This window comes from Thermosulfurimonas sp. (assembly GCF_015491435.1).
Lineage (GTDB): Bacteria > Desulfobacterota > Thermodesulfobacteria > Thermodesulfobacteriales > Thermodesulfobacteriaceae > Thermosulfurimonas_A.
Genome location: NZ_WFVX01000081.1, coordinates 1 through 10612, shown reverse-complemented (window position 1 = coordinate 10612; position 10612 = coordinate 1). Strand labels below are relative to the sequence as shown.

Below are 10612 nucleotides of genomic sequence, written 5' to 3'. Positions count from 1 at the left end.
GAGCGGTAGGGCTTTCCCGGCGGATGGGCATCTCCGCCATGGTGATCGGGCTCACCGTGGTGGCCTTCGGCACCAGTGCCCCGGAACTGGCGGTGAACGTGGCTGCGGCCCTTCGGGCCGGGGAGATTTCCTTCGGCAACATCGTGGGGTCCAACCTGGCCAACATCGGTCTGGGGATCGGCCTGGCGGCCCTGGTACGCCCCCTGCGGATCCTCCACGTGGTGGTGCGGCGCGAGATCCCCATGATGTTGCTGGCCACCGCCGCGGTCCTGATCGGCGGCCTGGACCCTTATCTCTCCCATACCCCCGCCCTGTACCAGCGCTCCGAAGGACTCCTCCTGCTGCTCTTCTTCCTGGTCTTTCTCTATTACAATCTCCTGGAGGTCCTGGGGAATCGGACCGAAAAACCCGCCTCCCCCCTGGCGGAGGAAATCTCCGGCCCGACCCCTTCCGTGCTCCGCTCCCTGCTCCTTTTCTGGGCCGGAGTGGCGGGGCTGGTGCTGGGTGCGGAGATCACCGTGCGCTATGCCGTGGCCCTGGCCACGGATCTCTCCCTGCCCAAGGCCTTTATCGGTTTCACCATCATCGCCCTGGGGACCAGTCTTCCGGAGATCGCCACCTCCCTGATAGCGGTCCGCCGGGGCGAAACGGATCTCCTGATCGGAAATATCGTGGGTTCCAATATCTTCAACCTGCTTTTCATCCTGGGGATCACCTCGACCATCCGTCCGGTACCGGTTCCGGCCCAGGGGTTCACCGATCTCCTGGTGCTCACCTTCTTCTCCGGGCTCCTGTTCCTGGTCTCCCTGGACGGGACCATCCGTCGCCGCGAGGGTCTGCTCCTGGTGATACTCTATCTCCTCTACATGGCCTTTAAGACCTTCACCGCTCCCTCCCTTGCTTGACAGCCCCGGGCCAACCATTATCCTGAAAACATGTTCGAAAATCTGAGCGATCGCCTGGAAGGCGTTTTTCAGAAGCTCCGGGGCAAGGGCAAGCTCACCAAGGAGGACGTGGAGCGGGGGCTGCGCGAGGTACGTCTGGCCCTGCTGGAGGCGGACGTCAACTACCGGGTGGTCAAGAATTTTATAGAGCGGGTGCGGGAACGGGCCCTGGGGGCCGAGGTACTGGAGAGCCTCACCCCGGCCCAGCAACTCATCAAGATCGTCCACGAGGAGCTCATCCGCACCCTGGGCGAAACCCCGGCCCCTCTGGATCTGGGGGGTCCCCGGCCGGTTCCCCTGCTTCTGGTGGGGCTCCAGGGTTCGGGAAAGACCACCACCGCGGCCAAACTGGCCCTTTTCCTGCGCAAGAAGGGGCATCGACCCTATCTGGTTCCGGCGGACGTATATCGTCCCGCGGCCATCGATCAGCTCAAGACCCTGGCCGAGAAGGTGGGGGTACCGGTGTACGACACCCAGCCCTCGGAGAACCCGGTGGATATAGCCCGGAAGGCCCTGGCCGAGGCCAAGGCCCAGGGGCGGGACGTAGTCATCATCGATACCGCCGGGCGTCTGCACGTGGATGAGGCCATGATGGCCGAGGCCGCGGCCATCAAAGAGGCGGTCTCCCCGCGAGAGGTCCTGCTGGTGGCCGATGCCATGACCGGTCAGGATGCGGTGAACATGGCCCGGAGTTTCCAGGAGAAGGTGGGGCTGACCGGAGTAATCCTTACCAAGGTGGAGGGCGACGCCCGCGGCGGAGCGGCCCTCTCCATCCGCGAGGTTACCGGAGTACCCATCAAGTTCCTGGGAACCGGCGAGAAGATAGACGCCCTGGAGGTATTCTATCCCGATCGTCTGGCCTCCCGGATCCTGGGCATGGGGGATGTCCTCACCCTGATCGAAAAGGCCCAGGAGACCTTCGATCTCAAAAAGGCCCAGGAATTTCGCGAAAAACTGCGGCGCCAGGAGTTTACCCTGGAGGATCTGCGGGAACAGCTGCGTCAGGTGCGCAAGCTGGGGTCCCTGCAGGAGGTGTTCGGTATGCTCCCGGGGATCGGGAAGAAGATCAAGCAAATCCCCTTTGACGAGAAAGAGATCGTCCGGATGGAGGCCATCATCAATTCCATGACCCGCCAGGAACGGCTCAACCCCCGGATCATCAACGCCAGTCGCAAACGCCGGATCGCCCGGGGTTCGGGCACCACGGTCCAGGACGTAAACCGGCTGCTCAAGAGTTATGAGGAGATGCGCAAACTCCTGAAAAAGGCCCGGGGAGCCAGGGGGCTGGAGCGTCTGGCCCAGCGTCTGCTGAGGGCCATCTAGGAGTTACCAGTTGAACTTCCCCCAAAATAGTTTAAATTGGAGCCCAAAGACCTTTAGGGAGGGATAAAGTGGCGGTAAGGATCAGGCTCATGCGCATGGGAAGGCGGAATCGTCCTTTTTATCGGGTGGTGGCAGCCGAGGCCTCGGCCCCGCGAGACGGGAGATTCCTGGAGATTCTCGGGTATTACGACCCGGTCAAGGAACCCTTCGAATTCAAAGTAGATCCGGAAAAGGTCAAAAAGTGGCTGGAACGGGGGGCCGAACCCACGGAGACCGTAAGGGCCCTCCTGAAGCGTACCGGGGTTCTCCGACAGATCGGCTGGACAAAGCCGCTCTAGGTGGCAACGGTAAAAACTCGACAGTGAGGAGGTAGATCATGGGCAAGCTCAAAGAACTGGTGGAGCAGATGGCCAAGGCCTTGGTGGACAATCCGGACGCGGTTCAGGTGAACGAGATCGAAGGCGAGCAGACCTCGGTGATCGAGCTTCGGGTAGCCAAGGAAGACCTGGGTAAGGTTATAGGCAAGCAGGGGCGCACGGCCCGGGCCATGCGTACCATCCTCAGTGCCGCTTCCACCAAACTCCGCAAACGGGCTGTGTTGGAAATTATTGAATAAAGAGCGAAAACCGGGGCGGGTGCCGGTAGGGCGAATCACCCGCCCCCATGGTTTGAAAGGAGAACTCCGGGTTCAGCCCTTCCTCCGGGAGGCCGGTCTGCTGACCCGTATCCCCGTGTTTTATCTCGGCCCCCGGGATCCCGTCGAAAGGCTCCATCCGGTAAGGGTTCGTCAGGCCCCGGGAGGGCGCGATTTTCTCTTTTTCTTCCGGGAGGTGGAAACCCTGGAGGGCGCTGAAGCCCTGCGGGGAAAGACTCTCTATGCCTCCCTTTCCGATTTTCCACCCCCGGAGGAGGACGAATACTATTACTTTCAGCTGGAGGGCCTGGAGGTGCGAGACGAGGAAGGCCGGGTCCTGGGGAGGGTAAAGGGGGTCATGCCCGTGGGGCCCTACGACCTTCTGGAGGTGGAGGATCCGAAGGGACGGGGCTTCTATCTCCCCATGGTGGAGGAGGTGATCCTGAGGATCGATCTCCCCGGGGGTTATATCCTGGTCCGACCCCTTCCCGGTCTCATCGAGGCCCAGATAGGTCCATGATCTTTGATGTGGTGACCATCTTTCCGGAATATTTCGATTCTCCCCTGCGGGTGGGCCTTTTAGGAAAGGCCCTTGAGCGGGGCCTTATTACCGTACGTACGTATAATCTGCGGGATTTTGCCTTAGACAAACACCGCACCGTGGATGACAAACCCTTCGGCGGCGGGGAGGGGATGCTTCTTAAGCCCGAGCCTCTTTATCGGGCCCTTTCGGCCCTGCGGGCCGAGTCCCCGGAACCCTGGGTGATTTATCTCTCCCCGCAGGGGAGGCTCTTTCGGCAGGAGATCGCCCGGGAACTGGCGCAAAAGAAACGGCTGGTCCTTCTTTGCGGTCGTTACGAGGGCATTGACGACCGGATCCGGGAACACTTTGTAGATGACGAGATCTCGGTAGGGGATTATGTGCTTTTCGGGGGCGAGGCCGCGGCCCTGGTCCTGATCGAAGCGGTGGCCCGCCTGGTGCCCGGGGTGGTGGGATGCCAGGATTCCGTGGCCCGGGATTCCCTGGCCCAGGGGCTCCTCAAACATCCCCAGTACACCCGCCCCCGGGAGTTCATGGGTTACCGGGTCCCGGAGATCCTGCTCTCCGGGGATCACGCCCGGATAGAGCGCTGGCGCAGGGAAAAATCCCTGGAGGTCACCTTCGAGAGGCGGCCCGATCTCCTTTCCCGGGCCCCTCTCTCGCAGGAGGATCGCGAGTTCCTCCGGGTCCTGAAGAGGGAGCGGCTGCGGATCTATCTGGCCCTGGTGCATTATCCGGTCATCAATAAGGAAGGGCGACGGATCGCCTCCTCCTTCACCAATCTGGATCTACACGACATCTCCAGGGTCTGCCGCACCTATGGCCTTAAGGGCTACTATCTGGTGCAACCCCTTTCCGACCAGCGCTCCATCGTGGAGGATCTGCTCTCCTTCTGGCTCTCCGGTCCCGGGGCCCGGCACAATCCCGACCGGGCCGAGGCCCTGCGGCTGGTTCGGGTGCGTTCCTCCCTGGAGGAGGTGCGGCAGGAGGTGGAGGAACGGGAGGGGGAAAGACCCCTTACCCTGGCCACCGACGCCCGGCCCCTGCGTGAGGCCCTGCCTTATGAGGAGGCGGCCCGTATCATCCGCCGGGGACGTCCGGTGCTTCTCCTCTTCGGGACCGCCTGGGGCCTGGCTCCGGAGATCCTGGAGGAGGCGGACCATTTTCTTCCTCCCATCCGGGGGGCCCTTGACGACTATAACCATCTTTCGGTAAGATCAGCGGCAAGCATAATTCTGGATCGTCTGTTAAGGGAGGTAACGTGATGTTTCCGCTCATTCGCGAGGTGGAAAGCCGGTATCTGCGCAAGGATCTGCCGGAGTTCCGTCCCGGAGACACGGTACGGGTGCATTATCGCATCCAGGAGGGGGAAGAGAAGGAACGGATACAGGTCTTTGAGGGGGTGGTGATTCGCAGGCGCGGCTCCGGTACCGGGGCCACCTTTACGGTGCGCAAGGTCTCCTTCGGGGTGGGAGTGGAGCGGACCTTTCCGCTTCACTCGCCGCGCATCGAGAAGATCGAGGTGGTGCGCAGGGGTAAGGTGCGTCGGGCGCGGCTTTACTATCTCCGCGGCCGTTACGGAAAAGCTGCCCGCATAAAGGAGCGGTTCTAATGATGATGCTCTGGTCCCCGGAAGACCTTACGGGAGAACGCTGGGCCCGGGAGAAACGGTATCGGCAGGTGGGTTATCGGTTCATCGCCGGGGTGGACGAGGCCGGACGCGGGGCCCTGGCCGGCCCGGTGGTGGCTGCGGCGGTGGTCCTGCCCGAGGGGTTCGATCATCCGGATCTGGCGGATTCCAAGGTCCTTTCCCCGGAAAAACGGGCCGAGCTTTACGAGATCATTACCCGCGAGGCCCTCACCTGGGCCATAGGCGAGGCCTCGCACGAAGAGATAGACGCCCTGGGTATCCTTCAGGCCAGCCTCCTGGCCATGGCCCGGGCGGTAACCGGGCTCTCTCTTACTCCGGAACTGCTTCTGGTGGACGGTCGTTTCACCCTTCCAGGCTGGGGTGGCCCGCAGAAAGCCGTGGTGGACGGAGACGCCCTGTGCGCCTCCATCGCCGCGGCCTCCATCCTGGCCAAGGTACATCGCGACCGTCTCATGGAGTCCCTGAGCCCGGAATATCCCTCTTACGGGTTCGCCCGGCACAAGGGATACGGCACCCGGGAGCACCTGGAGGCCCTGCGTCTTTATGGACCCTGCCCGATACATCGCCGCACTTTTCGCCCGATTTGCCAGGCTCAGGGATCCTAAATCCTTCGGTCGGGAAGCCGAGGACCTGGCCGCCCGTTATCTGCGCCTGCGGGGTTACCGTATCCTGGAACGTAACTGGCGTACCCGCTTCGGGGAGATCGATCTCATCGCCGAGAAGGCAGACACCCTGGTCTTCGTGGAGGTCAAAGCCCGCCGGGGGCGGGGCAAGGGGCTCCCGGAGGAAGCCGTAACCCCGGCCAAAAAACGCAAGCTCTTAACTTTGGCCCGGGCCTACTTATCTTCTTATCGGGGAAAGGCCCGAAGGGTGCGCTTCGACGTCCTGGCCCTGGAGGTGGCCGGCGGCGAACCCCGGGTTCGACATCTCAAGGGGGTGCTGGAGGATGGCTGAAAGGTCTCTGCCCCTTACCCACGAGGATCTTCTGGCCCGGCCCGCCCGGGAGGCCGAAAGGATCCTGGCGGAAATCCCCTTCCGGGATCAGCTCCAGCTGGTCCTTTCCACCCCCTGGGCCCTGAGACCAAGGATCATCACCCTCTCCCCGCTGGCCGAGGGCCTGGTACGTAACCTTCCCCCTCAGGAACTCTTTCTCACCCTGAAGGCCGCTTCCACCGACGACGCCATCGACCTTCTCTCCTATGCCAAGGGGGAACAGCTCCAGCTCCTCCTGGATCTGGATGCCTGGCGCAAGGATCGCATCGTAGCCGAAAGGTTCATGGCCTGGCTGGTGCTCTTCTTCGAGGCCGGCGAAGATGTGGTGGCCCGGTGGCTGGAGGTGGCGGATTTCGATTTTCTGGTGGCGGTGCTCCAGCGCTTCCTGCGGGTGGTAAAACTCCCGGAGGATACGGAACTTACCGAGGCCCTGGACTGGCTTCCCCCTTACACCCTGGACAACGTGTATTTCGTGGAATTCAAGACCGAGAAGTTCGAATTCTATTTCCGGCGCATCATCGAAATCATCCGGGACCGGGAGGAAACCTACTACTACAATCTCATGGAGGCCCTGATCTGGGAACTCCCCTCCCATGTGGAGGAGATGGCCTATCGTTGGCGCCGGGGACGTCTGGCGGATCACGGGATCCCCGATTACTTCGACGCCCTGGATATCTATGCCCCTCTGGTGGGCAGGGAACCCCGGCGTATCGATCCGCGCTATCTTCCCGGAAGGGTCCCGGAGGAGGAACCCCGGGATACCGGCACCGCTTTCCTTCCGGCCCTGGCCTACCCCGGGGCGGAACGGTTCTCCGAAGCCCTGCGCCGGATTACCGACCCGGCCCAGCTGGACCGGCTCCAGCGGGAACTGGCCTGGATCACCAACAAGGTCCTCATCGTGGATCACGTAAACATAGACGAGATCTCCCAGGTGGAGGACTCCCTGCGCAAGGTGCTGGGATACTTGAACATCGGGGTGGAGTATCTGGCCGGCCCGGATCCGGAGGCCGGAGCCCGGGTTCTGGAGACCTATTTCCTGGAGGATATCTTCCGCACCGCTCACACCCTCATCGTGGGGCTGAGGAAAAAGGCCCGCGAGATCTCCTCCCAGGAGGGGCTGGACCCCAGGGTCCTGCGGCACCTGGATGAACCCTATGCCTCCTATCTGCGCGGGGTAACCGTGCGGGACGCCAACCGGATCCGGCTCTATCTGCCGGAGAAGGCCGGAACCGACGAGGAATATCGCTGGTTCAGGGAACTCTCCGAGGTGCGGCGGGTGGAGAGGATCCTGGAGGAGATCGGATACTGGGCGGTGCTGATCCAGAAGGCCTTCGGCACCCCGCCCCTCTGGGTGGCGGAGATCGCCACCGCCCGCACCAACTTCCTGGAACCCCGGGACATCACCTGGTCGGCCCTTATTCTCACCGCTCTCTCCAACTGGATGGAAACCGGAGAATTCCGGTTCGCTCCGCTTCCGGCGGAAAAATGGCCGGAGGTCTTTCGCCGGCTCCTGGAATTTCATCCCGAGCCCCAGCGCAACCGGTTCCGCCCGGAGCTGGAGGAAAAACTCCATCAGAACTTCCGCTGGCTGGCCCAGAGGGAATTCTACTACGACCGGGAACTTACGGAGAGTTTCCTGCGTTTCGTGATCTCCCGCCTGGAGGAGGAACTGGCCTTTGCGGACCCGGACCAGCCGCCCTCTCCCCGGTACCTGCGTTATATCCTGGTGCGTCTTTAAGGGGAACCCCCGGCCACGGTTCGATAAAAGGTCTCCCCCCGGAAGAGCACGGTCCGGACCCGACCGCGGGTCGTCAGTCGATCCAGGATCTCCCGTACCTCCTCCGGAGGGACGCCGAAGGCCCGGGACAGTTCCTCCACCGGAGCCGGCCGCCGGGAGAGATAACCCTCCACCTCCTCCGGGGAAAGTCCGGCTCCCTTCCGGCCCGGACCCCGCGGGGATACGGTGAGGGGTTCGGCGGAGAGTTCCCGGGAGAGGGCCAGGAGTTCGGCCGGGGCCAGTCCCCTGGCCCAGGGTTCGGCCGGAGGCCTGACCACGGTGTTGAGCTGGGCACGATGCGGACGAATACGTTCCAGGGCCTGCCTGAGGGCCTCTATATCCTCCGGGGCATCGTTGATCCCCCGCACCAGGAGGATCTCCAGCCACAATTGGCCGCGCATCTTTCCGCGCAGGGCCATCAGATTCTCCACCAGTTCGCGGGCCGAAAGCCCCGGGGCCGGACGATTCACCCGGCGGAAACTCTCCTCCCGAGCCGCATCCAGAGAGGCCAGCACGAAATCCACCTCGCAGAGGGCCTCAAAGACCTCGGGCTCGGCCAGGAGGGTGCTGTTGGTGAGCACCGCAAGAGGTTTGGAGGTGAGGCGCCGGATGCGCTCCACCACCTCGGGGAACCGCAGGTTCAGGGTGGGTTCCCCTGACCCCGTGAGGGTTATCACGTCGCATTCCTTCTCCCGGAGGGCCCTTTCCAGGGCCTCCATCACCTCGGAAAGGCTCCGGTATTCCGCCCGTTGGGTGGTAAGGAGGGTGGTGCGCCCCACCTCGCAATATACACAGTCCATGGAGCAGACCTTGCGGGGGACCAGATCCACCCCCAGGGAAAGTCCCAGACGTCTCGAACGAACCGGACCGAATACAGGCATTCTTCCTCTTAAGGAATTGGCCTCCTCCGGGCTCCCGGTCGGAGGGAAAAGGCTACCTCCGGGCCAGGTCCCGCATCTTTTCGTAGGCCTCGCGGGCGATACGCATGTGTTCCAGAAACCAGGGCAGTTCCTCCAGGTACAGGGCCTGAGGCCCGTCGCACAGAGCGGCCTCCGGCCGGGGATGAAATTCCACCAGGACCATATTGGCCCCGGCGATAACCCCCTGCGCCGCTACGTGGTAGATGTCCTTGATCCCGTCCGGGGCCTCCACCCGGGAACCTATGGGATGGGAGGGATCCACACACACCGGGAGCCGGGTGAGTCGTTTGACCACCGGAACATGCCCAAAATCGGTCAGGTTGCGATGGGGATCTCCCAGATGGGTCCTCACCCCGCGCAGACAGAACACGATGCGGTGATTCCCTTCGCTGGCGATATATTCACAGGCATTGAGCGATTCCTCAAGGGAGAGCCCCATGCCCCGTTTGTAGAGCACCGGAAATTCCTGCTGACTCCCCACCGCCCGGAGGAGTTCGAAGTTCTGGGCATTGCGGGTTCCGATCTGGAGCATCACCCCGGTGGGATGCCCGGTGCGCTCCAGGGCCTCATAGATCTCCTCGATATGGTGAGGGGCCAGCACCTCCATGGCGATGACCCGGATACCGTATTTCCCGGCCAGCTCAAAGAGCCAGGGCAGACAATCCTTCCCCAGACCCTGAAAGTCATAGGGAGAGGTACGGGGTTTGTAAGCCCCCATCCGGGCGGTAACGATTCCGGCCGCGGAGAGGGCCTTAAAGATGGCCTCGGCGTTCTCCCGGCTGTCCACCGCACAGAGCCCGGCGAAGATGTGGAAGGAATCCTGATCAAAATGCAGACCCTGATACTCGAACCCGAAGGGCTCCAGGGTTCCGTGTCGCCCTATACGCCGGTATTTGGCCGAAACCCTGATGGCCCTCTCCACCCCGGGCAGGGCCTGAACCTCCTCCAGAGGGACCCGCTGGGTGTCGCCTATGAGGTGGATCTCGGTGACCCTCCGGGTCATCCCCTCGTATTGAGCTACGTGGAGCCTCAGCCCCTCGAACCGGGATAGATAATCCCGGATCTTCTGAAATTCCGGACTATCCGGACCGACCTCCGGCCTCAGAATGATAATCATGGCCCTCCATCCTCCGGTAAATTCAATCTATACATAGTGACGCAATTTTGCGAAAACACAACCCCGTCCGGGACATCTTTCCTCTTGACAGACCCCGGTCCCGGCTGCTATCCAGGGAAAAAGGCCCTTTTAAGGGGGGGTGGAGTTAAGCGGTCTCCCTTTTTTCAGGATATAGAGCGGGCCCTTTACCGGGAATTCTGGGACTTCCTGGCCGCGATCTTCGGTCTGGAGGAGGAGGAAAAATGGGCCCTGCTTTTGCCCTTCGCCCTGGAGAGCGGGTATGCGGAATCCTCCGGCGAACCCTCCCGGGCCACCCCCCGACTTCTCCTGCACCTGACCGGGATCTCCTATTCCCGGGTCCGGGAACTTTTTCATCCCCGGGGGAAACTCCACCGTTTTCGGCTCCTTCGCTATGTAAAAGGGACGGAGGAATATCCCCTTCTGGACCGTCCTTACGGGCTCCCGGAGGCCCTGATGGATCGTCTCTGCGGTCTTAAGCCCTGGCTGGAGGGGGTGGAGGAACTCCCGGCCTCGGATACGGGGCAGGCCGGTCCTCTAGCCGGCCGGATCGTCTCTCTGGCCCGCAAATCTCAAGAGAGGGGAGAACCCTTCCTCCTGGAACTCATCGGAGAGAGGGAGACCGCGCTTCTGGCCCTGGAGGAGGCCCTGGCCCAAGTAGGGCTTCCGGCCTGGTCCGTTTCCCTCCCGGAGG

13 protein-coding genes are annotated in these 10612 nt (G+C 62.5%); 11 read left to right on the top strand and 2 right to left on the bottom strand.

Annotation, left to right across the window (positions count from 1 at the left end):
* The 10 genes from F8J34_RS03730 to F8J34_RS03685 form a co-directional block, all read left to right on the top strand.
* A partial coding sequence (locus tag F8J34_RS03730; protein WP_297056662.1) for a calcium/sodium antiporter occupies positions 1–905 on the top strand: 905 nt, incomplete at its 5' end.
* Between the two features lie 30 nt (positions 906–935).
* A complete protein-coding gene (ffh, locus tag F8J34_RS03725; RefSeq protein WP_297056660.1) occupies positions 936–2267 on the top strand; it encodes a signal recognition particle protein in 1332 nt (443 codons plus the stop codon).
* A gap of 68 nt (positions 2268–2335) precedes the next feature.
* Entirely contained in the window at positions 2336–2605 is a 270-nt protein-coding gene (gene rpsP / locus F8J34_RS03720; RefSeq protein WP_297056658.1) for a 30S ribosomal protein S16, read from the top strand.
* A gap of 38 nt (positions 2606–2643) precedes the next feature.
* Complete coding sequence (locus tag F8J34_RS03715; RefSeq protein ID WP_068670175.1) at positions 2644–2883, top strand: KH domain-containing protein; 240 nt, start codon at positions 2644–2646, stop codon at positions 2881–2883.
* A gap of 19 nt (positions 2884–2902) precedes the next feature.
* Complete coding sequence (gene rimM / locus F8J34_RS03710) at positions 2903–3421, top strand: ribosome maturation factor RimM (RefSeq protein WP_297056653.1); 519 nt, start codon at positions 2903–2905, stop codon at positions 3419–3421.
* Positions 3418–4707, top strand: coding sequence for a tRNA (guanosine(37)-N1)-methyltransferase TrmD (trmD, locus tag F8J34_RS03705; protein WP_297056651.1), 1290 nt, complete (start codon positions 3418–3420; stop codon positions 4705–4707). Before rimM ends, trmD begins: the two co-directional genes overlap by 4 nt.
* On the top strand, positions 4707–5054 hold the full coding sequence (gene rplS / locus F8J34_RS03700) for a 50S ribosomal protein L19 (protein ID WP_297056650.1): 348 nt from the start codon (positions 4707–4709) through the stop codon (positions 5052–5054). The genes trmD and rplS overlap by 1 nt, the downstream gene beginning before the upstream one ends.
* The gene (locus F8J34_RS03695) at positions 5054–5698 is read left to right on the top strand and encodes a ribonuclease HII (RefSeq protein ID WP_297056648.1); all 645 of its coding nucleotides are present in this window, start codon (positions 5054–5056) and stop codon (positions 5696–5698) included. The genes rplS and F8J34_RS03695 overlap by 1 nt, the downstream gene beginning before the upstream one ends.
* Positions 5637–6047: a YraN family protein gene (locus tag F8J34_RS03690; protein ID WP_297056646.1), complete on the top strand. Its 411-nt coding sequence runs from the start codon at positions 5637–5639 to the stop codon at positions 6045–6047. Before F8J34_RS03695 ends, F8J34_RS03690 begins: the two co-directional genes overlap by 62 nt.
* Complete coding sequence (locus tag F8J34_RS03685) at positions 6040–7824, top strand: DUF6178 family protein (RefSeq protein ID WP_297056645.1); 1785 nt, start codon at positions 6040–6042, stop codon at positions 7822–7824. The genes F8J34_RS03690 and F8J34_RS03685 overlap by 8 nt, the downstream gene beginning before the upstream one ends.
* On the opposite strand, the gene F8J34_RS03680 is transcribed toward F8J34_RS03685, so the two are convergent.
* Positions 7821–8744, bottom strand: coding sequence for a radical SAM protein (locus tag F8J34_RS03680; protein WP_297056643.1), 924 nt, complete (start codon positions 8742–8744; stop codon positions 7821–7823). The two genes, F8J34_RS03685 and F8J34_RS03680, sit on opposite strands and share 4 nt — an antisense overlap.
* A 52-nt stretch (positions 8745–8796) precedes the next feature.
* On the bottom strand, positions 8797–9900 hold the full coding sequence (locus F8J34_RS03675) for a 3-deoxy-7-phosphoheptulonate synthase (RefSeq protein WP_297056641.1): 1104 nt from the start codon (positions 9898–9900) through the stop codon (positions 8797–8799).
* 84 nt (positions 9901–9984) lie between these two features.
* Between F8J34_RS03675 and F8J34_RS03670 the strand changes: the two genes are divergently transcribed.
* Positions 9985–10612 (top strand): hypothetical protein (locus F8J34_RS03670; protein WP_297056640.1); only part of this gene is annotated, 628 nt, incomplete at its 3' end.